The sequence below is a fragment of the Streptomyces yokosukanensis genome (genome assembly GCF_001514035.1).
Classification (GTDB): domain Bacteria; phylum Actinomycetota; class Actinomycetes; order Streptomycetales; family Streptomycetaceae; genus Streptomyces; species Streptomyces yokosukanensis.
On the sequence record NZ_KQ948216.1, the window covers coordinates 116,115 to 139,439 of the forward strand.

The window sequence follows — 23,325 nt, forward strand, 5'->3', positions numbered from 1 at the left end:
TGTCAGTGCGGGCCGATAGGCTCGTGAGCATGAGCCAGACCCCGGACAGCGCCGTCCGCACGTACATCGAGCAGCACCGCGCCGCCTTCCTCGACGACCTCGTGGCATGGCTGCGCATCCCGTCCGTGTCGGCCCAGCCCGACCACGCGCTCGACGTACGGCGCAGCGCCGACTGGCTCGCCGCCAAGCTCAAGGAGACCGGCTTCACGACCGCCGAGGTCTGGGAGACCCAGGGTGCCCCGGCCGTCTTCGCCGAGTGGCCCTCGGACGAGCCCGAGGCGCCCACCGTCCTCGTCTACGGCCATCACGACGTGCAGCCCGCCGCCCGCGAGGACGGCTGGGACAGCGACCCCTTCGAGCCGGTCGTCCGCGGAAACCGTCTCTACGCGCGCGGGGCGGCCGACGACAAGGGCCAGGTGTTCTTCCACACACTCGGCGTCCGCGCCCACCTCGCCGCCACCGGCCGCACTGCCCCCGCGGTCAACCTCAAGCTGCTGATCGAGGGCGAGGAGGAGTCCGGCTCCCCACACTTCCGAGCCCTGGTGGAAGAGCGCGCCGGACGGCTCGCCGCCGATGCCGTGATCGTCTCCGACACCGGCATGTGGTCCGAGGACACCCCCACCGTCTGCACCGGCATGCGCGGCCTCGCCGAGTGCGAGATCCGGATGTACGGCCCCGACCAGGACATCCACTCCGGCTCCTTCGGCGGCGCGGTGCCCAACCCGGCCACCGCGGCCGCCCGCCTGGTCACCGCCCTGCACGACGAGCACGCGCGCGTGGCGATCCCCGGCTTCTACGACGACATCGTGGAGCTGACCGACGAGGAACGCGCGCTGTTCGCCGAGCTGCCCTTCGACGAGGAGCGTTGGCTGCGCACCGCCAAGTCCCACGCCACCCACGGCGAAGCCGGATTCAGCACCCTCGAGCGCATCTGGGCCCGCCCGACCGCCGAGGTCAACGGCATCGGCGGCGGCTACCAGGGCCCGGGCAGCAAGACGATCATCCCGTCCTCGGCCATGGTGAAGCTGTCCTTCCGGCTGGTCGCCGGCCAGGACCCCGACCGCGTCGAGAAGGCCGTCCGCGCCTGGGCCGAGGCCGAGGTGCCCGCCGGGATCCGGCACGAGATCAGCTTCGCCGCGGCCACGCGCCCGTGCCTGACCCCGCTCGGTCACCCCGCTCTGCAGTCCGTGGCCCGCGCCATGGGCCGCGCCTTCGAGAAGCCGATCCGCTTCACCCGCGAGGGTGGCTCCGGACCCGCCGCCGATCTCCAGGACGTCCTCGGCGCCCCCGTGCTCTTCCTGGGCATCTCCGTCCCCTCCGACGGCTGGCACGCCCCCGACGAGAAGGTCGAGCTGGACCTCCTCCTCAAGGGCGTCGAGACCAGCGCCTACCTGTGGGGTGACCTGGCTGAGCACTGGCGTCCCATGCCCTGACCAGCAGGCGCCGTACGGAAGGGCTCGGCGCGCGGGGCACACTGGAGGGACTGCCCCGCCCCGCCCGGACCGGTGCCTGCCGTTGTACGTCCCGTCGAACCGACCGCCGAACGAACCGCTGCACTGGGGGAGTTGGAAGCACCCGTGACCACCTGGACCGACGACACAGCCGATCGCCCCATCTCGCTGACCGCACCGAGCGGCATCGACCGCGCCGCCCACCACCGGCTCGACGAAGCCTGGCTCGCAGCGGCGTGGAGCCACCCCACGACCCGCTGCTTCGTGGTCTCCGGGGGCCAGGTGCTCATCGACGAGACACCGGACGGCCGGACCGAACTCGTCATGACGCCCTCCTTCGAGGCCCCGCTCACCGAGGCGCACCGCTACTTCCTCGGCATCGACGAGGAGGGCGTCAGCTACTTCGCGCTCCAGAAGGACTCGCTGCCCGGCCGTATCGACCAGTCCGCGCGCCCCGCCGGCCTGCGCGAGGCCGGACTGCTCCTGTCGCCGAGGGACGCCGGCCTCATGGTGCACGCGGTCGGTCTGGAGAACTGGCAGCGCACCCATCGCTTCTGCTCCCGCTGCGGTGAACGCACGGTCATCGCCGCCGCCGGTCACATCCGCCGCTGCCCGGCCTGCGGCGCCGAGCACTACCCGCGCACGGACCCGGCCGTCATCATGGCGGTGACCGACGCGGACGACCGCATCCTGCTCGGCCGCCAGGTGCACTGGCCCGAGGGCCGCTTCTCCACGCTCGCCGGTTTCGTCGAACCCGGCGAGTCCATCGAGCAGGCGGTGCGCCGCGAGGTGTGCGAGGAGGTCGGCGTGAGCGTCGGCCCCGTGGAGTACGTGGCCAGCCAGCCCTGGCCGTTCCCGTCCAGCCTGATGCTCGGCTTCCTCGCCCGCGCCACCTCGACCGAGATCGACGTCGACGGCGACGAGATCCACGAGGCCCGCTGGTTCTCCCGCGAGGAACTCCACGAGGCCTTCGAGTCCGGCGAGGTGCTGCCGCCCTACGGCATCTCCATCGCCGCCCGACTGATCGAGATGTGGTACGGAAAGCCGCTTCCGACGCGCAGCTTCGTCTGAGGCGCCCCGGGTGGCGGGCGACCCGTACCGGAGCCACAACGCCCACCACCACCGGGCCGGGCCACGACCCGACGGCACGCGCGCAGGGCTGTGACGGTCGCGGCACACGAAACCCCCGATCGGCGCGGGGCCGGTCGGGGGTCGTGCGTCGAAGAAGTCGACGAGGTCAGGCGCTGAGCGCCTGCTTCACCTGGGCAAGGCTCGGGTTCGTCATGACGACCTCGGTGCCTCCCTCGGTGGGAAGCACCCGAACGGTCGGGACCGTCTGGTTTCCGCCGTTCGCCTTCTCGACGAAGGCGGCGGACTCGGGGTCCTGCTCGATGTTGATCTCGGTGTAGGCGATGCCCTCCCGGTCCAGCTGGCTCTTCAGCCGCCGGCAGTAGCCGCACCAAGTCGTGCTGTACATCGTCACAGTGCCCTGCATGTCTCTCGCGCTCCTCAGGCAGCTCGAAAAGGTCGTCCGGGGTCTGAACGTACGCGAGCCGTCCGCCATTCCCGCCCGGGGTATCCACAGGCGACTGTGACACCTGCCGCATTCATACGACTATCGATGCTCGCCTGTGGACAACCGGCACGGCAGCCCCGGGCGACCTGGCAGCATTGCGGTGTGACAGCAGCAACGCACTCCACCCTCTTCCCGCAGGGCCCCGGCGGTTCTCCGCACGCGGCTCCGCCGCGTGGGGCCGACGCGGTGCTCGAAGGGCTCGACCCCGAGCAGCGCGCGGTCGCCACCGCCCTGCACGGCCCGGTGTGCGTCCTGGCGGGAGCGGGCACGGGCAAGACCCGGGCGATCACCCACCGCATCGCCTACGGAGTGCTCGCCGGCATCCTCCAGCCGTCCAGCGTGCTCGCCGTCACCTTCACCAACCGCGCCGCCGGAGAGATGCGCGGCCGACTGCGCCAGCTCGGCGCCCAGGGCGTCCAGGCCCGCACCTTCCACTCGGCCGCCCTGCGCCAGCTGCAGTACTTCTGGCCGAAAGCGATCGGTGGCGGCATGCCCCGGCTCGTCGACCGCAAGATCCAGCTCGTCGCCGAGGCGGCCGCGACCCAGGGCACCCGACTCGACCGGGGCGAGCTGCGGGACGTCACCGGCGAGATCGAATGGTCCAAGGTCACCCAGACCATCCCCGCGGAGTACGCGTACGCGGCTGCGAAGGCCGGTCGCGAGGCCCCGCGCGACCCCACCGAGATCGCCCATCTGTACGCGGCCTACGAAGACCTCAAGCGCGACCGCTCGGTGATCGACTTCGAGGACGTCCTGCTGCTGACCGTCGCCATCCTCCAGGACCGGCACGACATCGCCGAACAGGTCCGCGCCCAGTACCAGCACTTCGTCGTCGACGAGTACCAGGACGTCAGCCCCCTGCAGCAGCGGCTGCTGGAGCTGTGGCTCGGCGACCGTGACAGCCTGTGCGTCGTCGGCGACGCCAGCCAGACGATCTACTCGTTCACGGGAGCAACGCCCGACCATCTCCTCGACTTCCGCGCCCGGCACCCCGGCGCCACCGTCGTCAAACTCGTCCGTGACTACCGCTCCACCCCTCAAGTGGTCCACCTCGCCAACGGCCTGCTCGCCCAGGCCCACGGCCGTGCCGCCGACCACCGGCTGGAACTGGTCTCCCAGCGTGCCGCCGGCCCCGAGCCGGTCTACGCCGAGTACACCGACGAGCCCGCCGAGGCCGAGGGCGCCGCCCGCCGCATCCGCGAGCTGGTCGACGCGGGCGTCCCGGCCGCCGAGATCGCCGTCCTGTTCCGTACGAACGGCCAGTCCGAGACCTATGAGCAGGCCCTCGCCGACGCCGGTGTCCCCTACCAGCTGCGCGGCGCCGAGCGCTTCTTCGACCGGCCCGAGGTGCGCAAGGCCGGCATCGCCCTGCGCGGCGCGGCCCGCTTCGGTGGCAACGACTCCTTGCTGGACGAGGCCGTGGACCTGCCCTCCCAGGTGCGTGCCGTGCTCTCCGGAGAGGGCTGGACCACCGAGCCCCCGGCCGGCTCCGGCGCCGTCAGGGAGCGCTGGGAGTCCCTCGCCGCCCTGGTCAACCTCGCCCACGACCTCGCCGCCGCCGACCCCGGCGCCACCCTGGGCGACTTCGTCGCGGAACTCGACGAGCGGGCGAACGCCCAGCACGCCCCGACCGTCCAGGGCGTCACCCTCGCCTCCCTCCACGCCGCCAAGGGCCTGGAGTGGGACGTCGTCTTCCTCGTCGGCATCGCCGAGGGGATGCTGCCCATCACCTACGCCAGGACCGACGAGCAGATCGAGGAGGAGCGCCGGCTGCTCTACGTCGGCGTCACCCGTGCGCGGGAACGGCTCCATGTTTCTTGGGCCCTGTCCCGCTCACCGGGCGGCCGCCCGAGCCGCCGCCCGAGCCGCTTCCTCGACGGGCTGCGTCCCGGCACCACCGCCACCGTCGGCCGCACCGGCGCCGGCGCCGGCGGAGGCGTCGAGCGCGGAACCCCCCAGGGCCCCGGCGCCGTTCCCCGGCGCGCCCAGCGCGTCCCCGCGCGCTGCAGGGTCTGCGGCCGCACGCTCACCGACGCGGGTGAGATGAAGCTGATGCGCTGCGAGGACTGCCCCTCGGACATGGACGAAGGGCTCTACGAACGGCTGCGGGAGTGGCGGGCGGTCCAGGCCGCGCGCAGCGGACAGCCGGACTTCTGCGTCTTCACCGACCGCACCCTGATGGCCATCGCCGAGGCGCGGCCCGAGACCCCCGCCGAACTCTCCCGCATCCCCGGCGTCCTCAGCCGCAAGCTGCGCAGCTACGGAACCGATGTTCTGGCCATCTGCGCAGGCCACGAGGGAGCAGAGGTCGACGAGGACGACTGATACGAACTCGTCGAAAAAATAGTTTGCGCATGCCCCAGCAATCCCCATAGGTTCTAGGCACGGATGCAGCGGCCTTCTCGAAGGGCCCGACTCCGTGTTGTACTTGCATATCCGAGTGGACTGGCTCACCCCAGTCCCTGAGACGCCGAGAGGAGGCGAGTCCAGTGATCAGCATCAAGACGAACATCAGCACGGCCAAACTGACCGATCGCTCGGCCGTCTCCCTGTGCATGCTCGGCGCCTCTCACCAGGGCACCGGTCTGTCCGGCATTCGTGCCGCCCGTCCGGCGTCCTCTCTCGCTCTCACGGGTCTGCCCGTCAGCGAGCGCAATGAGCGACCGACCAAGGCACTGGAAGCGGTAGAGGCACAGGCGCAGGCCTATGCCTTTGCGGCGGCCGGTGCCGGATTCCGGAAGCAGACGACGCAGCACCACCTGATGTGGGCCTTCCGTGGGCCAAAACCCTGGAGTGATCCAGCCTGATCCGATCAGGCCGGCGCCTTCAGGGCCGCGGAACCCCATCCGGGATCCGCGGCCCTTCTGTTTGTCCCGAACAGGGGCAGCGAAGCGAAGGGGCCTCGGGACAAGAGAACCCGGTACCAAGCCGACACCCGGTCAACCGGCCGGACCGACCAGACGAGGAAGACCAAACCGTGCAACTCGAAGCGCACGCCCCGTCCGTACCGCCTTCACAGACGATCCCCCCGCCCGGCCTCACGGAGGACTCCACCTTGATCCCCCTCACCGCGCTCACCGCGCTCGACGACGCCATCGAGAACCTCGGCGTACCCGTCCCCTGCCGCTCCTACGACCCGGAGGTCTTCTTCGCCGAGTCGCCGGCCGACGTCGAGTACGCCAAGTCCCTCTGCCGCACCTGCCCGCTGATCGAGGCCTGCCTCGCCGGCGCCAAGGAGCGGCGTGAGCCCTGGGGCGTCTGGGGCGGCGAGCTGTTCGTCCAGGGTGTCGTCGTTGCCCGGAAGCGGCCGCGTGGTCGCCCGCGGAAGAACCCGGTCACGGCATGAACACCGCAGGAACGATCGATCGCCCCCTCACGCACGACCCCAAGAAGCAGGCCCCGATGAAGCCGTCCACCAGCGAGCCCGCCGGCTCCGCGAATCCAGACGTCACCACCTCCGGCGCGACCGAAGCGCGCCAGAACAGGACCCGAGAGATGCAACTCATGCAAGAAGCCCTGGCTCGTGCGCATATGCACGAGCGACTCCATGACGCCGTGCGGGAACGCCAGGCCGTGAGCCTGGCGGTCGCCCAGCGGATGCAGCGCCGGGCCGAGCGCGCCTCGATGCGCGCCCGCCGCGCGCTCGCCATGGCGGTCATGCAGTAACGATCACGCTTGAGAAGCGGCGGTCTCCCGGTCCAGGGAGGCGAAGTCTTCCGCGCGGGGCCCGGTCCGTCCGAACGGACCGGGTCCCGCGGTGCGTTGCGCACGGCGATCCGCCGCCCACGGAGTTATCGTCAGCGGGTGACGAGTCTTCCCGGAGGAAGTGATCAGGGCGGCTCCACCGCGGGGCGCCGTGTGCTCGTGTGTGCCCGCTGCGGCACCCCCGCCGACGACCCCCAGCCGGCCACCTGGACCTGTTCCGTGGAGAACGGCGTCCGCCAGTACTTCTGCGACGCCTGCTCCCGCGAGAACCTTCGTGCGATCGAGGGCCGGCTGGACTCCGGCTGGTGGTGAGCCCCTCTCCGCCCCGGTCAGGCCTCCGCCGCCGTCTCCTCCTCGGCCGGCTCGTCCTGCGTGACGAAGCCCGGTAGCCACTCCTCCAGTTCCTCGCGCAGGCGTACCGTGGCGCCCAGCTGGCACAGGACGCCGATCGTGCTCAGGGTCACCCGGTGGATCAGGAGGTAGGCCGGGGGCAGGTTGAGGCGCTTGCCCAGCTGGTAGGCGGGGGAGCGGGGGTCGGCGATGCGCGCGGCCTGGCTGCGCATCCAGGTGCGGGTGAAGGTGAACGCATCGACCCGGGCCGGTTCGATGATCGGCAGCAGATAGTCGAGCACCGCGTCCGGATCCAGCTCTATGGACTCCTTCACGAACCCTTCGGTGCACAGGAGTTCGTAGACCGGCTCGGCCTCGCCGTCCAGCGTCATGCGCAAAGAGGTGCCGATCGGTGTCGGCAGACCGCCGGGCAGCCGGTCGACCGTGCCGAAGTCCAGGACGCCGAGACGCCAGTCGTCCTCGCCGTCCGGGCCGCCGGGCAGCAGCCGGAAGTTGCCGGGGTGGGGGTCGGCGTGGAGCAGGCCGGTGCGGGCCGGGCCCGAGAAGAGGAACCGGGCCAGCAACTGCCCGGCGCGGTCGCGCTGCTCCCGGGTGCCGTCCGAGATCACCTCCGACAGCGGGACGCCGTCGATCCACTCGGTCACCAGGACCTGCTCGCACTGGTGCACCACGGCCGGGACCACCACGTCCGGGTCGTCCGCGAACTCCTCCGCGTGCACGGACTGGGCCTGCGCCTCCAGCCCGTAGTCGAGTTCCTCGGAGACGCGGTCCTTCAGTTCCGTGATGAGCGGCTTGATGTCCATGCCGGGAATCAGGGGCCCCAACAGGCGTGCGAAGCGGCTCAGTTGGCTCAGGTCGGAGAGCAGGGCGTCACCGGCACCCGGGTACTGCACCTTGACCGCCACCTCGCGGCCGTCGTGCCACACGGCCCGGTGCACCTGCCCGATCGAGGCCGCGGCGGCCGGCTTGTCCTCGAACTCCTCGAACAGCTCGTGCCAGTCCGGACCCAGCCGCTGCTCGAGCACCGCGTGCACCGTGCGGGTCGGCATCGGCGGCGCCGCCTCCTGGAGCTTGGTGAGGGCCGCGCGATAGGGCCCGGCGACCTCCTCGGGCAGCGCCGACTCGAAGACGGACAGGGCCTGCCCGAACTTCATCGCACCGCCCTTCAGCTCGCCGAGTACCTTGAACAGCTGCTCCGCCGTGCGCTGTTGCAGTTCCCGGCCGACGATCTCCGCGGACTCGCCCACGATCCGCTTGCCCAGCCCCCAGGTCGCCCGGCCGGCGAAGCCGAGCGGGAGCGCGGCGAGCTTGGCGGTCCGGGTGACCGCCTTCCGGGGAAGATCAGACATGCGCCCTCCAAGTCCCAGTCGGCCGCGCCGCGCCTGCGTTGCGTCGCTCCGTCGACGGCCGTTGCACCGCCATTGTCTCGCGCGGTTCGCCGTCGGTTGCGGAGTGCTCCGGTTTAGCTCTGTCCGCATCTCTCCGCGCCGCTGCGCACCCGCAGGCCGGATGCGGCCGGACCGGCAGGGCACGCCAGTCCAGGCCGGGCACGGACGCTTCCCAGCGGGTGCCCGCGCTGGACGGCGAACCGCCGTCGAGGAAGGCCAGCGCATGCGCCGCGGCCAGCCCGGCGACCGCCGTGGCCAGCGTCAGGTCGCAGGCCCCGACCCGGCGGGCCCGGGGGCAGCGCCACTGTGCGATGAGCCGCGCCCAGTCCGGGTCCCGGTCCATGCGGTCGAGATGCAGACAGCCGGCGCACCCCGACTCGCCGGGCAGGACGAACGGACCGACGACACCGGTGCCCTCGACGACACCGGCGTACAGATGCGGCGTTCCGGACGCCATGAGCTGCTCGGCGTCGGCCGGGTCGGGTGCGTGCACGGCCACGTCGTCCCGGGGCGTGAGGATCACCAGGCAGTGCCCCGCGTCCTGGGCGCCGGATCCGGGGGAGTGGGCGTGGCGCGGTGGGCGGTCGGGTGCCGCGCGGCGCACGGCGGACCGCGCCGCCGCCTCCCGGCGCTCGCCGAGCGACTCGGCACCGAGCCCGCCCGGAGCCACGTCCCACGGCTCCACGCGTCCCACGTCGCGCACGTCGACCTCGCCGACTCCGGCGCCCGACAGCACCGACGCCAGCACGGCGCCGACCCGACCCGCGCCGCGCACCTGCACGCGCAGTGCGCGGCGGGCGGCGAGCCGGGCGAGCGCGCCGCCCGGCTCGGCCGTGGTCAGGGACAGAGCGGCGAGGTCGGGGCGCAGCCGCCGCAGGACGTGCTCCTTCGCGCGCAGCGCGCCTGCGGCCGGTCCGCCGCCGCGCGCGTCGTCGACGAGTCCCGCGCGGGTCAGCCGCTCCAGCAGGGTGTCGACCCGGCCGGCCGGCAGATCCATGCGGCGGCCCTCCTCGCGCAGCAGCGGCAGCCCGCGGGTGCCGTTGAGCAGATCCAGGAAGCCGCGTGTCGCCGAGTCCAACGGACCGAGCGTCAGCGCGTGCGCCGGGGTCATCCCGAACTGCACGGTGTCGCGATCACGCCAGCCGCGCCGCAGCGCGGGTTTCATCACCGGATGCATCACTGTCCCCCGTATCCGTCGAAGGCATCCCCGGAACCTCGCGTCGCCGGTGGAGCCGGTCACGCTCCGCCGACGTCTGCCAGCATGCCGCGCCCGCCGTTTCGGCGCCGAGAGTTGTCCACAGGCTGAGGATCTTTGTCATATAAATCGGTCGGGCGAAGCCTGCTCAATCGGTTGAAAAGCCGGTCGAGCGGAGCCCGGTAAACCAGATGTGCGGATCAGTCGTAGGAATCATAGGAATCAGACGCATGGTGGGGGATCGGCATCGAACCGTTCCGGAGCCGGGACTTTGGCCATGTCCAGCGGGTAACGTCGGGGCGTGCCCGCCGACCCACTGCACCGAGCCGGAAAGCCACAGCGCAGCACGACCAGCCAGCCGCCCGGCGGCTCGGGGGCGAGCGCGATCGAGGTCCGCAGGAGTGCCCGGCGCCGCCGGACGGTCTCCGCGTACCGCGAGGGCGATCGCACCGTCGTACTGATCCCCGCCCGGATGTCGAAGGCGGAGGAGCAGCGCTGGATCACCGTCATGCTCGACAAACTCGCCGCCCAGGAGAGCCGGCGGGTCCTCGGCGACGCCGAGTTGGCCGAGCGTGCCGAGCGGCTGTCGGAGCAGTACTTCGACGGCCGGGCGCGCCCCGCCTCCGTGCGCTGGGTCACCAACCAGAACACCCGCTGGGGTTCGTGCACCCCGGCCGAGGGCAGCATCCGGCTCTCGCACCGGCTGCAGGGGATGCCCGAGTACGTCGTCGACTACGTCCTCTGCCACGAGCTGGCCCATCTGCTGGTCCCCGGGCACGGGTCCGACTTCTGGCTGCTGCTGGAGGCGTACCCGCGCACCGAGCGGGCGCGCGGCTACCTCGAAGGGGTCGTCGCCGCGGAACGGCTGCCGCATCTGCCCGGGGCGCGCGGGGAGTGAACCGGGCGCCGCGCGTCCGCCTCCGGGCGCGGTTGTGTACCGGGTCTGTACCGGCTGCGGCCGATGTCGGTCTTTGCCGTTAGCCTGGCGCGACGCACTCGCATTCGGGATGGGGGACGGTCGTAACGCATGGCCAGGGAATTCCAACGCGGCCACAAGGCCAAGATCAGTGACCTCACGGCGGGCACGGATCTGTACGTAGGCGTGCAGATCTCCGCCCCCGGGCTGACCTTCGACATCAGCTGCTTCGGTCTGGACGCCGACGAGCGCCTCTCGGACGACCGGTACTTCGTCTTCTTCAACCAGCCGAAGTCGCCGGAGGAGTCCCTTCAGCTGCTGGGGGCGCAGGCCGGGGACACGGAGTCCTTCCGGGTCACGCTGGACCGGATCCCGTCGCACATCCGCAAGTTGTCCTTCACCGCGACCTTCGACGGCGCCGGGCAGATGTCGCAGGTCGCTCCCGGATATCTGCGGATCGTTGCGGGTGGCGAGGAGGTCGCGCGGTACTCCTTCAGCGGCGCGGAGTTCTCCACCGAGCGGGCCGTGATGCTCGGCGACATCTACTTCAAGGACGTGTGGCGGTTCGCCGCCGTCGGACAGGGCTTCGACGGCGGTCTGGAGGCGCTGCTGAAGAACTTCGGCGGCGAGGCACTGGAGGAGGAGGCGCCCGCCGCCCCGCCGCAGCCGCAGACCGGCGCCACGCCCGGATTCGCCCCGCCCGCGTTCGCCGCCCCTGCCGTGCCCGCCCCGACGCCGCCCCCGGCTCCCGCGCCGCAGCCCGCCGCCCAGAACTTCGCGCCGCCCGCCGGTGGCACGCCCGCGCAGGGCTTTCCCCCGCCCGCCGGTGGCACACCGCCGCACGGCTTCACGCCGCAGTCGGGCGCCACGCCCCCGCAGGGCTTCACGCCGTCCCCCGGCCACACGCCGCCCGGCCAGACGCCGCCCCCGGCGCCCGCGCCGAACGTGCACGGCGCGCCGACGGTCATCGCCCCCCTGGCCCCGCCCGCGGGCGGCACCGTACCGCCGCCGGCCCCGGCCCCCGCGCCGTACGGTCAGCCGCCCGGACAGCCCTACGGCCAGCCGCCCCAGCAGCCGGCGTACGGCGGTCAGCCCGGTGCGCCGATGCCCCCGGGCTACGGCCAGCAGCCGCCCGCCTACGGCGGCCAGGCCACCGCGCCCATGCCGCCCGGCTACGGGCAGCTCCTCGGCCAGCAGCCCGCCGGCTACGGCGTGCCGCAGGGCGCCCCGCAGGGTGGTGCCGGTGTGACGGCCGCGCTCCAGGCGTTCAAGGAGACACCGACCGGGCAGCGCTGGACGCAGCAGAACAAGAAGCTCATCCGCGTCGACCTCGGCATCGGCGGACAGCCCGTGCTGGCCCGCCAGGGCAGCATGGTGCTCTACCAGGGCAAGGTCGACTTCAGCTACAAGGGCGCCGGTTTCGCCGGCCGGATCGTCGGCAACGCCACCGGCCAGGAGATGCAGTTGATGCGCTGCACCGGCCAGGGCCAGGTGTTCCTCGCCGAGAACTCCACCCATCTGCACCCGGTGGAGCTGCAGGGCGACGCGATCTGCGTCTCCGCTGAGAACGTCCTCGCCTTCGACGAGAGCCTGCAGCACGAGGTCCGCCGCATCGAGGGCCACGGCATCCCCGGTGGCGCGCTGTTCACCATGCAGTTCCAGGGCACCGGCACGATCGTCGTCAAGACGCACGGCACGCCCGTGGTCCTGCCGGTCACGCCGACCACCTTCGCCGACTGCAACGCCGTCGTCGCCTGGTCGGCCGCCTCCCAGGTGATCGTCTCCAGCCAGGTCCGCATGCGCCGCAACGCCTACCCGGGCGACACCGGCGAGAGCGTCAACCTCCAGTTCCGGGGCGCGCCCGGCAACTTCATCGTCGTCCAGCCGTACGAGGTCTAGAGGGAGCCCGTCATGAACCAGCCGCTCGCGGGCTACGCCCCCGCACCCGTCACCGCCCGCATGGAGAACCACGGCAGCCACATGCTGAAGGTCGCGATGCAGACCGGGAACGACCTCCTCGCGCGCGTGGGCTCGATGGTCGCCTACGAAGGCTTCATCCAGTACGAGCCCAACCCGCCGGCCGTCCGCCAGATCGCCCGCGACTGGATCACCGGCGAGGGCGCCCCGCTGATGAAGTGCACCGGCGACGGGCTGCTCTACCTCGCCGACTACGGCGCGAACGTCGTCGTGATCAACCTCAACGGCGACGGCATCTCCGTCAACGCCACCAACCTGCTCGCCTTCGACGCCCACCTCAGCTGGGGCGTCGAGCGGGTCAAGGGGCTCGCCAAGTTCGCCGGGCAGGGCCTGTGGAACACGAGGATCTCCGGGCAGGGCTGGGTCGCGCTGACCTCCCGGGGCAAGCCGATCGTCGTCGACTGCGGCGGCGGCGAGGACGAGACGTACGTCGACCCGGACGCGCTCGTCGCCTGGTCGCCGAACCTGAAGGTGAAGGGCAAGCGCAGCTTCAAGGCGCAGTCGCTGATCGGCCGGGGCAGCGGCGAGGCCTACCAGATGGCCTTCTCCGGCCAGGGCATCGTCGTCGTCCAGCCCAGTGAGGACAGCACCGACCGCATCCGGATCCGGGGCTGAGGGGGAGCCAGAAAGTCATGCAGAGCCCACTTTTCGCACACAACGACCTCCAGACGCAGGAGCGTTGGAGTCTGCAGAACGCGCAGCTGCTCCGGGTCGTCATGGAGGGCCACGACGACATCCTGGCCCGCAAGGGCACCATGGTCGCCTACCAGGGCCTGGTGGAGTTCGACGCCGAGTACCGCAGCAACAACCAGGCACGCGCGCAGGCCTACACCGGCGAGGGCCTGGACCTGATGCGCTGTCACGGGCAGGGCACGGTGTATCTCGCCAACCTCGCCCAGCACGTGCACATCATGGACGTCGAGCAGGACGGGCTGACCGTCGACAGCTCCTACGTCCTCGCCATGGACTCCTCGCTGCACTACGAGGTCGTCGCCGTCGACAGCCTCTACGGCGTCTCCGGCTCCGGGAAGTACCAGCTGAACATCACCGGCCGCGGCAGGGTCGCCCTGATGACCTCGGGCGCGCCGCTGCTGATGCAGGTCACGCCCGACAAGTACGTCAACTGCGACGCGGACGCGATCGTCGCCTGGTCCACCGGGCTGCGTGTGCAGATGCAGGCCCAGACGCATTCGTCCGGGGTGTGGCGCCGGCGTGGGAACACCGGTGAGGGCTGGGAGCTGAGCTTCATGGGGTCCGGGTTCGCGCTCGTACAGCCCAGTGAGCTGCTGCCGCCGCAGAACGCGGTGATCGGGCAGGGCCTCGCCGCCCAGTTCGGCATGGGCCAGCACGGGGCGCGTGCGCAGAACCAGGGGAACGTCTGGAGCTGAGCGGCCGGCACGCACATGCAGCGTCCGGCAAGCACATGTAAGGGGCGCCCGACCCGTGCGGGCGCCCCTTACATGTGCCTCGGTTCAGAGGAGCGCGCGGGTCGCGTCGAGCAGTCGCACGACCGACTCGTCCGCTACGTCGCCCACCTCGTCGTAGGCGAACCAGCGCAGATCGAGGGACTCGTCGCTGATCGCCTCCACGGCCCCGCCCGGCGCGACGGCGGCGTACTGGACGTCCAGGTGCCAGGCACAGGGGGTCCGGTGGCGGTCCAGGCGGACCGGGGTGCTCCGCAACAGCTGCAGGGAGGGGATGCCCGACTCCTCCGCGGCCTCCCGCATGGCCGCTCCCGCGAGGGTGGTGTCGGTCCGCTCGCAGTGGCCGCCCATCTGCAGCCACATGCGGAGCTTCCGGTGCAGAGTGAGCAGGACGCGCCCGCCCTCCGGGTCGATCACCAGCGCGCTCGCTGTGATGTGCCCGTCGGCGCAGGCCTTCCACATGCCGTCCGGGTGGGCCGCCAGATGATCCAGATAGGTCTGGCGCAGATCGCTCTGGTCCTCGTACCCCTTCAGGACGAGGACCGCGTCGTCGTACAGGCTCACTCGGTGTCGTCGTCCTTGCCGTCGTCGTCCTTGCGCAGGTCAGGCTTGTGCGGGTCCGGCTTGTCCGTGGAGCTGCCGGCCGCCTCGCCGAGCATCTTGTCCAGCTCGGAGAAGTCCAGCTGCTCGCGGTGCACGAAGCCGTCCGGGTCGTCCAGATCGGTGGCCGTCGGCAGCATGTCCGGGTGGGCCCACAGGCCGTCCCGGCCGTCGACACCGCGCGCGTCCGTGAGCGAGGCCCACAGCCGGGAGGCGTCGCGCAGCCGACGCGGGCGCAGCTCCAGGCCGATCAGCGTGGCGAACGTCTGCTCCGCGGGGCCGCCGGTCGCGCGGCGGCGGCGCAGGGTCTCACGCAGCGCGTCCGCGGACGACAGACGCGGCTTCGCGGCCGAGTGGACCACCGCGTCCACCCAGCCCTCGACGAGCGCCAGAGCGGTCTCCAGACGGGCCAGGGCGGCCTTCTGCTCGGGCGTGTCCTCCGGCTGGAACATGCCCTGCTGGAGGGCGTCCTGCAGCTGCTCGGGGTTCTGCGGGTCGAACTGGCCGACCACGTCCTCCAGCTTGGCCGTGTCGACCTTGATCCCGCGCGCGTAGCCGTCGACCGCGCCGAACAGGTGCGAGCGCAGCCACGGCACGTGCGCGAACAGACGCTGGTGGGCGGCCTCGCGCAGGGCCAGATAGAGCCGCACCTCATCCAGCGGTACGCCGAGGTCCTTGCCGAAGGCCTCCACGTTGGCCGGGAGCAGCGCGGCCTTGCCGGCCGGGCCGAGCGGCAGGCCGATGTCGGTCGAGCCGACGACCTCGCCCGCGAGCACACCGACGGCCTGCCCGATCTGCGTACCGAACATGGCGCCGCCCATCGAGCGCATCATGCCGATCAGCGGGCCCGCCATGGCCTGCATCTCCTCCGGCAGGACGTCGCCCATGGCCGCGCCGACCCGCTCGGCGACCGGGTCGACCAGCTCCTGCCAGGCGGGCAGGGTCGCCTCGACCCACTCCGCGCGGGACCAGGCCACCGCCGACGCGGAGCCCGACGGCAGGGACGTCGCGTCGTCCAGCCACAGGTCGGCCAGCCGGACGGCCTCCTCGACCGCCTTGCGCTCGGCCGGGCCGACGCTCGCGTCCTTCGTGCCGTCCGAGGTGCCCTGGGCGACCGTCTGGCGGGCGATCTGCTTGGCCATGTCCCAGTTCACCGGGCCGCCCTCGTAGGAGAGCATCTGGCCGAGCTGCTGGAACGCGGCGCCCAGGTCGGTGGGGTTCAGGGAACCGAACATCGCTGCGAGCGGATTGTCGGCGCCCGGGCCGCCCAAGCCTCCGGCTCCGGGCAGGCCGCCGAAGCCGAACGGGTTGGCCGGTCCCTGCCCACCACCGCTCTGCTGGTCCTTCTTCTTGCCCTCGTCGCCGTCGTCCGGCTCCTCCGGCGGAAGGCCGAAACCGAATGGGGTGTCACTCACGGGATTCCTCGGCTGGTAAGGCCACCGGTCTGTCTCCGGCGGCGCGGCTGCCCGACAACACCACCCAGCGTAGACACCCGGACCCGATCGGGCCTCGGTGCTTCGCCCACGCAAGCCCTGCGGCAGGATGGATGCACCTGGTACGTACGCGTCACTCGCGCTCGTATTGAAGACAACCGCTGGAGACGCCCGGTGAGTTCCCCAGATCCACAGGTTCGCGCAGCGCGAAACCGTTCAACCCCTCCCGCCGTGCGCGGGCCCGTCGTCGCGGTCACCGGTGCCGCCGGAGGGGTCGGTGCCCTGCTCACCGAGCGGCTCGCGGCCTCCGAGGAGATCAAGCAGGTCGTCGCCATCGACGAGCGGCGCGGGGAGTGCGCGGCCGCCACGTGGCACATCCTCGACGTGCGCGACCCCGCCATCGCGGACAAGCTGCGGGGCGCCGACGCGGTCGTCCACCTCGCGCTCGACCTCGATCTGGAGACGGATCCGGCGGCTCGCACCGCTTACAACGTCCGGGGGACACAGACCGTCCTCACGGCCGCCGCGGCGGCCGGCGTGCACCGGGTCGTGCTGTGCACCTCGTCGATGGTCTACGGCGCGCTGCCGGACAACGAGCTGCCTCTTTCGGAGGACGCCGAGCTGCGCGCGACCGCCGAGGCCACCGGGGTCGGGGACCTGCTGGAGATCGAGCGGCTGGCGCGCCGGGCGCCGCGGGCGCATCCGGGGCTGAACGTGACCGTCGTACGGCCGGCCGTGCTGGTCGGAGGCACGGACACCGCGCTGACCCGGTACTTCGAGTCGCCTCGGCTGCTCGTCGTCGCCGGTTCGCGGCCCGCGTGGCAGTTCTGCCATGTCGAGGACCTGTGCAGCGCTCTGGAGTACGCCGTCCTGGAGAAGGTCGACGGGGAGCTGGCCGTGGGCTGCGACGGCTGGCTGGAGCAGGAGGAGGTCGAGGAGCTGAGCGGGATCCGGCGGATGGAGCTGCCGTCGGCGGTCGCGCTCGGCGCGGCGGCTCGGCTGCACCGGATCGGGCTCACCCCGTCTCCGGCCGGCGATCTCGCGTACACGATGTACCCCTGGGTGGTCAGCGGGAGCCGGCTGCACGACGCCGGGTGGCGGCCGGGGTGGACCAACGAGGAGGTGCTCGCGGAGCTGCTGGAGGAGGTTTCCGGGCGGCACACGGTCGCCGGGCGGCGGCTCGGCCGCAAGGACGCCACGGCCGCGGGCGCCGCCGGGGCGACGGTCGCCCTGCTGGGCGCGGCGGCGGTGGTACGGCGGGCGCGGAAGGCGCGGCGGCGCGTGTAGCGGCGCCGAGGGGCGCAGACCTTCGCAGGGGGCGCTTGCGTGGTCCTTCGGACGGGCCTGTAGAAGACTCCAAACCCGTCCGCGCGTGTGCCTGGTGAATCTCGTATTCCCCGCTGTCACGCGCGTGCGGCACGATGGGGGCATGGCGAACGCGAACGAGCACCCCGGTGAGCAGGCGGCGCAGGATCCCATCAAGCTGATCGGCGTCCGGGAGAACGCGCTCTCCGTGGACGAGGTGTTCCAGGCGGTCGGGGACGACGCGGCCGGGGGCATGGCGCTGTTCGTGGGGACCGTGCGCAACCACGATGCAGGAGCCGACGTGGACGCCCTCGGGTACTCCTGCCACCCCAGTGCCGAGGCCGAGATGCGGCGGATTGCCGAGAAGGTCGTGGCCGAGTACCCGGTGCGGGCGCTGGCCGCAGTGCACCGGGTGGGAGATCTGCGCGTCGGGGATCTCGCCGTGATCGTCGGCGTGTCGTGTCCGCACCGCGCGGAGGCCTTCGACGCCTGCCGCAAGCTGATCGACGACCTCAAGCACGAAGTGCCGATCTGGAAGCACCAGAGGTTCTCCGACGGCACCGAGGAGTGGGTCGGAGCCTGCTGAGGTCCCTCACCTGGAGCACCCTCGTCCCTCCGGTTGCGTAACCGACCCCCTGGCGTGAGCGTTGTCAGTGCGGATGGTTAATCTGCTGATCAGTCAGTGCGGACGCTCATGAGCGTTGGGAGGTCGGCATGGGGGCGCTTGTCTGGCTGCTGATTCCGCTTGTGGCCGCGATCGGCGGCGGGCTGTGGGGCAGTTGGGCCAATCGGACCCGCAGGGTGCGCGGCGACGGCCCGGAGCTGGACGGCTATGCCCGGTTCCGCGAGGCCATGGAGAAGCCCCACACGGGCGCCGGGGGCGCGTGACGGGGTGCCCTCACGGTGCGCCGACAGAGGCGTCCCGTACTGTCGTGCCATGCCACGCCGCACCGCGACGATGCTCGCCTCCACCCTGATGCTGATCGCGCTCCTGTGCGCGGGAGTGCTCATCCCCGTGCCGTACGCGGAGATGTCCCCCGGCCCGACCGTGAACACGCTGGGGGACCACGACGGCGAGCCGGTGCTGCAGATCACCGGGCACCAGACGTACAAGGCCGACGGCAACCTGAACATGACGACGGTCCGTGTGACCAGTGCGGACTACCGGATGAACCTGGTGGAGGCGGTCTACGGCTGGCTGGACCACGACACCAAGGTCGTCCCGCACGACACGCTGTACCCGAACGGCACGACGGAGCAGCAGTCCACGCAGCAGAACGCCGAGGAGTTCAGCGAGTCCCAGGAGAGCGCCAAGGTCGCCGCCCTGAAGGCGCTGGGCGTCCCGGTGAAGTCCTGGGTGATCGTCTCCACCGTGGTCAAGGACTCGCCGGCCGAGGGCAGGCTGCACGCCGGTGACGTGATCAAGGCCGTGGACGGTACGGCCGTGAAGCAGCCCTCCGACGTCGCCACGTTCGTCACCAAGCACAAGCCCGGCCAGAAGGTCGTCTTCACCGTCGTCCCCGTCAAGGAGCAGGCAGCCGCCGTGAAGGCGCACCGGACGGCGACGAAGACACAGGACGTCACCATCACCACGGCGACCTCCCACGACAGCGGCGCCAAGCGCGCCATCGTCGGGATCTCCGCCGGGACCGACCACACCTTCCCGTTCACCATCGACATCAAGCTCGCCGACGTCGGCGGGCCGAGCGCCGGTCTGATGTTCGCCCTGGGCATCTACGACAAGCTGACGCCGGGCAGTCTGACCGGCGGCAAGTTCATCGCCGGTACCGGCACGATCGACGACAACGGCACCGTCGGGCCGATCGGCGGCATCGAGATGAAGACGGTCGGCGCGCGCGACAAGGGCGCCCAGTACTTCCTGACCCCCGCCGACAACTGCGCGGCCGCCGCCAAGGACACCCCGAGCGGGCTGCGGCTGGTGAAGGTCAAGACGATAGGGGACGCGCTGGACGCGCTGAAGGACATCCGCAGCGGGAACACCGCGGCGCTGCCCCAGTGCACCACCAAGGGCTGAGCGGCTCATGACACGACTGGGGGCGCCCCTCGGGCAGGGACGCCCCCCGGCGCCGTGCGGGGAGGGACGCCCCCCGGCGCCTTACCGGAAGGGGCGCCGCAGGGACGTAGGACGTCAGGCCTCGAACGTCGACGCCAGGGCCTCCGCCAGGCCGGGCACCAGGTCAGGGCCGGTCAGGACGTCCGTGGCGGAGTCCTTCTCCCGCAGGCGCAGCGCCGACTCGCGGCCGCCGTCGCGCAGCACCGCGACCGTCATGCGCACCTCCTGGCGCTCGGGGTGCTCGGCGACCCACTTGGCCAGCTTGGCCTCGCTCAGGTTCTGCGGGACCTGTGCCTCGGCGGACGGCGGCAGCATCATGCGCTCGACGGAGAGCGCGCAGCCGGCCACCGCGTCGGGCCAGGCGATGGTGCCGAGGAACTCGTCCAGCGGCTTGCCGGACGGTAGCTCGTCCTGCTCGATCGGGGTGAGACCGGCGGACTCGGACTCGGCCTCAAGGCCCAGCTGGGCCGCGAGCGCGGGTTCCTGAGTCCGCAGCCGTGCGGTGTCGACAAGGGCGAAGAGACGAGCGGGCTGGTCCCAGCCGAGGCCGGAGACGTACTCGTCGATCTCGAGTACGGCCCGGGTGAGCGGGCTCGCTGCCATGGGAGTGTTGGACATGGTCACAATCCTGCCTCGTTCCCCGCCCGAATCGGGAACCGAGCACAGCGTGAGTAAGTTGCATAGATGTTGGCCCGCGATCACGGGGGGCCACGGCGGGTCCGCGAACACGAGGACCTGAGGGATCGACAGCGAACTTCGAGGTGCGCACCTTGGCTTTCCAGATGCCGGACCGCGGCGGAGGCCCGACGGGGCCGCGGATCAGAGCGGGCCGCCCGTCCCGGCGGGTGAGGACCCTGCTCATGACACTGGGCGTCCTGGCCGTCCTCGGCATGGCGTTCACCATGTTCGCGGGCTTCTGGACGGACTGGCTGTGGTACCGGTCGGTGCACTACTCGTCCGTGTTCACCACCGTGCTGTGGACCAAGATCGGCCTCTTCTTCGTCTTCGGTCTGCTGATGGCGGCCGCGGTGGGGGTCAACATCTGGCTGGCGCATCGGCTGCGTCCCCCGCTGAGCGCCATGTCCATGGAGCAGCAGAGTCTCGACCGCTACCGGATGGGCATCGCGCCGTACAAGAAGTGGCTGCTGCTCGCCGTCACCGCGCTCGTCGGCCTGATCGCCGGTGCCTCGGCGGCCGGCCAGTGGCGGACCTGGCTGATGTGGGTCAACGGCGTGCCCTTCCACCAGAAGGACCCCCAGTTCCACCTCGACGTCTCCTTCTACGCCTTCGATCTGCCCTGGTACCGCTTTCTGCTCGGCTTCGGCTTCGCCGCCGCCATCCTGTGCCTGATCGCCGCCGCGCTCACCCACTACCTGTACGGCGGGCTGCGTGTGACGAGCCCGGGTGCGAGGGCGACCGGCGCCGCGACCGGGCATCTGTCGGTGCTGCTCGGCATCTTCGTCGCCCTGAAGGCGGTGGCCTACTGGCTCGACCGGTACGGCCTGGCCGTCAAGTCCAGCGACTTCAAGGCGACCGGCGACTGGACGGGCCTGCGCTACGTCGACGCCAACGCCTATCTGCCGGCCAAGACGATCCTGTTCTGCATCGCCGTCATCTGCGCGCTGCTGTTCTTCGCCACGCTGTGGCGGCGCACCTGGCAGCTCCCGGTCATCGGCTTCGGCCTGATGGTGCTCTCGGCGATCCTGATCGGCGGCCTGTACCCGGCGATCGTGCAGAAGTTCCAGGTCCAGCCCAATGAGCAGGCCAAGGAAGCTCCGTACGTCCAGAAGAACCTCAAGGCCACCCGCGAGGCGTACGGCATCGACGACGCCAAGGTCACCGAGTACTCCGGTCAGTCCACGACGAAGGACAAGACCAAGCTGCGCGGCGACGCCGGCGACGCGGCGAGCATCCGGATCATGGACCCGAACGTCGTCTCGCCGACGTTCCAGCAGGCGCAGCAGATGAAGAACTACTACGCCTTCCCGACCAACCTGGACGTCGACCGGTACCCCGCGAAGGACGGCAAGGACAAGGACCAGGACACGGTCATCGGCCTGCGCGAGCTGAATCTGGACGGCATCCCGAAGAACAACTGGATCAACGACCACTTCCGCTACACGCACGGCTTCGGCGTGGTCGCCGCCAAGGGCACCGAGGCAGACGACCAGGGCCAGCCGGTCTTCACCGAGTCCAACCTGCCGTCCAAGGGCGACCTCGGCACCTACGAGCAGCGCGTCTACTACGGCGAGAAGACCACCACGTACTCCATCGTCGGCGGGCCCCAGAAGGAAGTCGACTACTCGGCGGACAACGGCGACGAGAAGACCACCAGCTACGACGGCAAGAGCGGCGTCAACCTCGACAATCCGATCAACCGGGCCGCGTACGCGGTGGCGTTCAACGAGCCGCAGATCCTCTACTCCGGCGCGATCGGCAAGAACTCGCGGATCCTGTACAACCGCACGCCCAAGGAGCGCGTGGAGGCGGTCGCCCCCTGGCTGACGATCGACGGGGACGCCTATCCGGCGGTCGTGGGCAAGCGGATCCAGTGGATCGTCGACGCGTACACGACGTCGAACGGCTACCCGTACTCCTCCCGTACGACTCTGGGCGACACGACGGCCGACTCGCTGACCGCCGCCAACAACAACCGCGCGGTGGTGGCCCAGCAGAACCAGGTCAACTACATCCGCAACTCGGTGAAGGCGACCGTCGACGCGTACACCGGCGAGGTCAAGCTGTACCAGTGGGACACCCAGGACCCGGTGCTGAAGACCTGGATGAAGGCGTTCCCGGGCACGGTGCAGCCGAAGACGGCCATCTCCTCGGACCTGATGTCCCATCTGCGCTACCCGCAGGACCTGTTCAAGGTCCAGCGCGAGCTGCTCAGCCGCTACCACGTGACGGACGCGCAGACGTTCCTCACCGGCAGCGAGGTCTGGCAGGTGCCCGACGACCCGACCAACGACTCGGGCAGCGCGGTGCCGCCGTACTACCTGAGCATGAGGATGCCGGACCAGAGTGAGCGGTCGTTCTCGCTGACGACGACGTTCACGCCGAACGGACGTGACAACCTCAGCGCGTTCATGGCGGTCGACTCCGACCCGGGCACCAGCGACTACGGCAAGATCAGAATCCTGAAACTGCCGACCAGCACGACGGCCGACGGTCCCAAGCAGGTGCAGAGCCAGTTCAACTCCCGGCCGGACATCGCGGAGACGATCAGCCTGCTCACCCGCGGGCATTCCAAAGTCCAGTACGGCAATCTGCTGACCGTGCCGCTCGACGGCGGACTGCTGTACGCGGAGCCGGTCTACGTCCTCGGCGGCAAGCTGAAGTACCCGTTGCTGGGCAAGGTGCTGGTCACCTACAACGGCAAGACGGCGTTCGAGAATACCCTCGACGAGGCGCTCGACAAGGTGTTCGGCGTGGCGGGTTCGACCACCACACCGCCGGACACCGGCACCACCAAGCCGCCGTCGTCCGACAACCCGACCGTCCAACAGGCACTGGACGACGCCCAGAAGGCGTTCGACGCGGGCCAGCAGGCCCTGAAGGGGCCGAACGGCCCGGACTGGACCGCGTACGACAAGGCCCAGAAGGATCTGAAGGCCGCGCTGAAGCGGGCCGAGGACGCACAGGCCAAGGCCGCCCAGTCCGGCGGCGGCAAGAACGCCGACAAGAGCGGTGCCGACAAGAGCGGTACGGACAAGGGCGGCGGTCAGAGAAGCGGTTGATCAACGCCGTCCCGCGCCGTGGTACGGTTACCAGGCAAACGGCGCGGGGTGGAGCAGCTCGGTAGCTCGCTGGGCTCATAACCCAGAGGTCGCAGGTTCAAATCCTGTCCCCGCTACTGCGATCGAAGGCCCGGATCCCAAGGGATCCGGGCCTTCGTGGTGTGCGAACTCATGTACTGAGGGGAGGAGC

22 protein-coding genes and 1 tRNA gene are annotated in these 23,325 nt (G+C 70.9%); 17 read left to right on the top strand and 6 right to left on the bottom strand.

Annotated elements, in window-relative coordinates; translation table 11 throughout:
- The first annotated feature begins 29 nt into the window (after positions 1–29).
- Both AQI95_RS26550 and nudC read left to right on the top strand, forming a co-directional pair.
- On the top strand, positions 30–1,433 hold the full coding sequence (locus AQI95_RS26550) for a dipeptidase (protein WP_067128891.1): 1,404 nt from the start codon (positions 30–32) through the stop codon (positions 1,431–1,433).
- Between the two features lie 144 nt (positions 1,434–1,577).
- Positions 1,578–2,522, top strand: coding sequence for an NAD(+) diphosphatase (gene nudC / locus AQI95_RS26555; RefSeq protein WP_067128894.1), 945 nt, complete (start codon positions 1,578–1,580; stop codon positions 2,520–2,522).
- A gap of 166 nt (positions 2,523–2,688) precedes the next feature.
- Here the strand turns inward: nudC and AQI95_RS26560 are convergent, their stop codons facing one another.
- Positions 2,689–2,946: a mycoredoxin gene (locus tag AQI95_RS26560; protein ID WP_067128897.1), complete on the bottom strand. Its 258-nt coding sequence runs from the start codon at positions 2,944–2,946 to the stop codon at positions 2,689–2,691.
- 126 nt (positions 2,947–3,072) lie between these two features.
- Here AQI95_RS26560 and AQI95_RS26565 point away from each other — a divergent pair, with 126 nt between their 5' ends.
- The 5 genes from AQI95_RS26565 to AQI95_RS47460 all read left to right on the top strand — a co-directional run bounded on the left by AQI95_RS26565 (position 3,073) and on the right by AQI95_RS47460 (position 7,044).
- On the top strand, positions 3,073–5,352 hold the full coding sequence (locus tag AQI95_RS26565) for an ATP-dependent DNA helicase UvrD2 (protein ID WP_244188860.1): 2,280 nt from the start codon (positions 3,073–3,075) through the stop codon (positions 5,350–5,352).
- Positions 5,353–5,516: 164 nt separating this feature from the next.
- Positions 5,517–5,834 (top strand): hypothetical protein, encoded by a 318-nt coding sequence (locus AQI95_RS26570; RefSeq protein WP_067128903.1) that lies wholly within the window; start codon positions 5,517–5,519, stop codon positions 5,832–5,834.
- Positions 5,835–6,004: 170 nt separating this feature from the next.
- The gene (locus tag AQI95_RS26575) at positions 6,005–6,373 is read left to right on the top strand and encodes a WhiB family transcriptional regulator (protein ID WP_053664703.1); all 369 of its coding nucleotides are present in this window, start codon (positions 6,005–6,007) and stop codon (positions 6,371–6,373) included.
- The gene (locus tag AQI95_RS26580; RefSeq protein ID WP_067128906.1) at positions 6,370–6,693 is read left to right on the top strand and encodes a hypothetical protein; all 324 of its coding nucleotides are present in this window, start codon (positions 6,370–6,372) and stop codon (positions 6,691–6,693) included. The genes AQI95_RS26575 and AQI95_RS26580 overlap by 4 nt, the downstream gene beginning before the upstream one ends.
- Before the next feature lie 138 nt (positions 6,694–6,831).
- Entirely contained in the window at positions 6,832–7,044 is a 213-nt protein-coding gene (locus AQI95_RS47460) for a hypothetical protein (protein ID WP_159056587.1), read from the top strand.
- Positions 7,045–7,061: 17 nt separating this feature from the next.
- Here the strand turns inward: AQI95_RS47460 and AQI95_RS26585 are convergent, their stop codons facing one another.
- Together AQI95_RS26585 and AQI95_RS26590 are read right to left on the bottom strand one after the other, a co-directional pair.
- Positions 7,062–8,432: an ABC1 kinase family protein gene (locus AQI95_RS26585; protein ID WP_067128909.1), complete on the bottom strand. Its 1,371-nt coding sequence runs from the start codon at positions 8,430–8,432 to the stop codon at positions 7,062–7,064.
- Entirely contained in the window at positions 8,425–9,648 is a 1,224-nt protein-coding gene (locus AQI95_RS26590; RefSeq protein WP_067128912.1) for a TOMM precursor leader peptide-binding protein, read from the bottom strand. Before AQI95_RS26590 ends, AQI95_RS26585 begins: the two co-directional genes overlap by 8 nt.
- 319 nt (positions 9,649–9,967) lie before the next feature.
- Here AQI95_RS26590 and AQI95_RS26595 point away from each other — a divergent pair, with 319 nt between their 5' ends.
- From AQI95_RS26595 to AQI95_RS26610, 4 genes are all read left to right on the top strand, one after another.
- Positions 9,968–10,564: a M48 metallopeptidase family protein gene (locus tag AQI95_RS26595; protein ID WP_067128915.1), complete on the top strand. Its 597-nt coding sequence runs from the start codon at positions 9,968–9,970 to the stop codon at positions 10,562–10,564.
- A 129-nt stretch (positions 10,565–10,693) separates the two neighbouring features.
- The gene (locus tag AQI95_RS26600) at positions 10,694–12,481 is read left to right on the top strand and encodes a TerD family protein (RefSeq protein ID WP_067128918.1); all 1,788 of its coding nucleotides are present in this window, start codon (positions 10,694–10,696) and stop codon (positions 12,479–12,481) included.
- 12 nt (positions 12,482–12,493) lie between these two features.
- A complete protein-coding gene (locus AQI95_RS26605; RefSeq protein ID WP_067128921.1) occupies positions 12,494–13,174 on the top strand; it encodes an AIM24 family protein in 681 nt (226 codons plus the stop codon).
- A gap of 17 nt (positions 13,175–13,191) precedes the next feature.
- Entirely contained in the window at positions 13,192–13,947 is a 756-nt protein-coding gene (locus AQI95_RS26610; RefSeq protein WP_067128923.1) for an AIM24 family protein, read from the top strand.
- 84 nt (positions 13,948–14,031) lie between these two features.
- Here AQI95_RS26610 and AQI95_RS26615 read toward each other — a convergent pair whose 3' ends face one another.
- The gene (locus tag AQI95_RS26615) at positions 14,032–14,547 is read right to left on the bottom strand and encodes an NUDIX hydrolase (RefSeq protein WP_067128926.1); all 516 of its coding nucleotides are present in this window, start codon (positions 14,545–14,547) and stop codon (positions 14,032–14,034) included.
- Complete coding sequence (locus AQI95_RS26620; RefSeq protein ID WP_067128929.1) at positions 14,544–15,998, bottom strand: zinc-dependent metalloprotease; 1,455 nt, start codon at positions 15,996–15,998, stop codon at positions 14,544–14,546. The genes AQI95_RS26615 and AQI95_RS26620 overlap by 4 nt, the downstream gene beginning before the upstream one ends.
- A 192-nt stretch (positions 15,999–16,190) precedes the next feature.
- On the opposite strand from AQI95_RS26620, the gene AQI95_RS26625 reads away from it, so the two are divergent.
- From AQI95_RS26625 to AQI95_RS26635, 4 genes are all read left to right on the top strand, one after another.
- Entirely contained in the window at positions 16,191–17,303 is a 1,113-nt protein-coding gene (locus tag AQI95_RS26625) for an SDR family oxidoreductase (RefSeq protein WP_067128932.1), read from the top strand.
- A gap of 142 nt (positions 17,304–17,445) precedes the next feature.
- Positions 17,446–17,907, top strand: coding sequence for a molybdenum cofactor biosynthesis protein MoaE (locus AQI95_RS26630; RefSeq protein ID WP_067128935.1), 462 nt, complete (start codon positions 17,446–17,448; stop codon positions 17,905–17,907).
- 128 nt (positions 17,908–18,035) lie between these two features.
- The gene (locus AQI95_RS48065; protein WP_167361967.1) at positions 18,036–18,209 is read left to right on the top strand and encodes a hypothetical protein; all 174 of its coding nucleotides are present in this window, start codon (positions 18,036–18,038) and stop codon (positions 18,207–18,209) included.
- A 49-nt stretch (positions 18,210–18,258) separates the two neighbouring features.
- On the top strand, positions 18,259–19,356 hold the full coding sequence (locus AQI95_RS26635; protein WP_208614270.1) for a YlbL family protein: 1,098 nt from the start codon (positions 18,259–18,261) through the stop codon (positions 19,354–19,356).
- Between the two features lie 114 nt (positions 19,357–19,470).
- Here the strand turns inward: AQI95_RS26635 and AQI95_RS26640 are convergent, their stop codons facing one another.
- Entirely contained in the window at positions 19,471–20,013 is a 543-nt protein-coding gene (locus AQI95_RS26640) for a PPA1309 family protein (RefSeq protein WP_067128938.1), read from the bottom strand.
- A gap of 164 nt (positions 20,014–20,177) precedes the next feature.
- Between AQI95_RS26640 and AQI95_RS26645 the strand changes: the two genes are divergently transcribed.
- Positions 20,178–23,135, top strand: a complete 2,958-nt coding sequence (locus tag AQI95_RS26645; RefSeq protein ID WP_107121754.1) for a UPF0182 family membrane protein — start codon at positions 20,178–20,180, stop codon at positions 23,133–23,135.
- 42 nt (positions 23,136–23,177) lie between these two features.
- Positions 23,178–23,251: transfer RNA gene (locus AQI95_RS26650), tRNA-Met, on the top strand.
- The last annotated feature ends 74 nt before the right edge of the window (positions 23,252–23,325 follow it).

Bases quoted from the DNA above. Each gene is read 5' to 3' on its own strand.
- AQI95_RS26550 (WP_067128891.1), top strand. From the start codon at position 30: ATGAGCCAGACCCCGGACAGCGCCGTCCGCACGTACATCGAGCAGCAC.
- AQI95_RS26560 (WP_067128897.1), bottom strand. From the start codon at position 2,946: ATGCAGGGCACTGTGACGATGTACAGCACGACTTGGTGCGGCTACTGC.
- AQI95_RS26565 (WP_244188860.1), top strand. From the start codon at position 3,073: ATGCTCGCCTGTGGACAACCGGCACGGCAGCCCCGGGCGACCTGGCAG.
- AQI95_RS26580 (WP_067128906.1), top strand. From the start codon at position 6,370: ATGAACACCGCAGGAACGATCGATCGCCCCCTCACGCACGACCCCAAG.
- AQI95_RS26585 (WP_067128909.1), bottom strand. From the start codon at position 8,432: ATGTCTGATCTTCCCCGGAAGGCGGTCACCCGGACCGCCAAGCTCGCC.
- AQI95_RS26590 (WP_067128912.1), bottom strand. From the start codon at position 9,648: ATGCATCCGGTGATGAAACCCGCGCTGCGGCGCGGCTGGCGTGATCGC.
- AQI95_RS26600 (WP_067128918.1), top strand. From the start codon at position 10,694: ATGGCCAGGGAATTCCAACGCGGCCACAAGGCCAAGATCAGTGACCTC.
- AQI95_RS26605 (WP_067128921.1), top strand. From the start codon at position 12,494: ATGAACCAGCCGCTCGCGGGCTACGCCCCCGCACCCGTCACCGCCCGC.
- AQI95_RS26610 (WP_067128923.1), top strand. From the start codon at position 13,192: ATGCAGAGCCCACTTTTCGCACACAACGACCTCCAGACGCAGGAGCGT.
- AQI95_RS26630 (WP_067128935.1), top strand. From the start codon at position 17,446: ATGGCGAACGCGAACGAGCACCCCGGTGAGCAGGCGGCGCAGGATCCC.
- AQI95_RS48065 (WP_167361967.1), top strand. From the start codon at position 18,036: ATGGGGGCGCTTGTCTGGCTGCTGATTCCGCTTGTGGCCGCGATCGGC.
- AQI95_RS26635 (WP_208614270.1), top strand. From the start codon at position 18,259: ATGCCACGCCGCACCGCGACGATGCTCGCCTCCACCCTGATGCTGATC.
- AQI95_RS26640 (WP_067128938.1), bottom strand. From the start codon at position 20,013: ATGTCCAACACTCCCATGGCAGCGAGCCCGCTCACCCGGGCCGTACTC.
- AQI95_RS26645 (WP_107121754.1), top strand. From the start codon at position 20,178: ATGCCGGACCGCGGCGGAGGCCCGACGGGGCCGCGGATCAGAGCGGGC.